Origin of the sequence: Paraburkholderia sp. BCC1885, assembly GCF_900996235.1 — a bacterium.
In the GTDB taxonomy this organism is placed as follows: domain Bacteria; phylum Pseudomonadota; class Gammaproteobacteria; order Burkholderiales; family Burkholderiaceae; genus Paraburkholderia.
This window is the reverse complement of sequence record NZ_CAAJGM010000160.1, coordinates 1-448: the sequence shown is the minus strand read 5'-3', so window position 1 is coordinate 448 and position 448 is coordinate 1. Positions and strand designations below refer to the sequence as shown.

General features: G+C 69.6%; 1 protein-coding gene. It reads left to right on the top strand.

What is annotated here, in order from left to right; all coding sequences use genetic code 11:
• On the top strand, positions 1–448 hold a 448-nt coding region (locus FQ755_RS15585), incomplete at both ends, for a porin (RefSeq protein ID WP_260858614.1).

The following is a 448-nucleotide window of genomic DNA, read 5'->3' as shown; positions in this document are numbered from 1 at the left end:
GCAGGGCAGCGAGAATCTCGGCGGCGGCGCCAAGGCGCTGTTCCGGCTGGAGCGCGGCTTCACCGTCACCGCCGGCAGCCAGTTGATCGATCACCCGAGCTATGTCGGCCTGCAATCGGATCGACTCGGCACGCTCACGCTCGGCCATCAATACGACCTGATCCACGACTACGCCGCGCCGTTCACGCTGACCGGCGGCACGGGCGGCACCGCCTTCGCCCATCCCTTCGACAACGACAACGCCAACAGCACCTACCTGGCCGCCAACGCGGTGAAATACGCCAGCGCCAGCTACGGCGGCTTCAGCTTCGGCGGCCTCTATGCGCTGTCGAACGGCGCCGGCCGCTTCGCACGGAACCGCGCCTACGGGATCGCCGCGAACTACACGCACGAGGCCCTCAGCGCCGGCGTGGCCTGGATGCACCACGACGGGCGCGGCCTCGCCGCC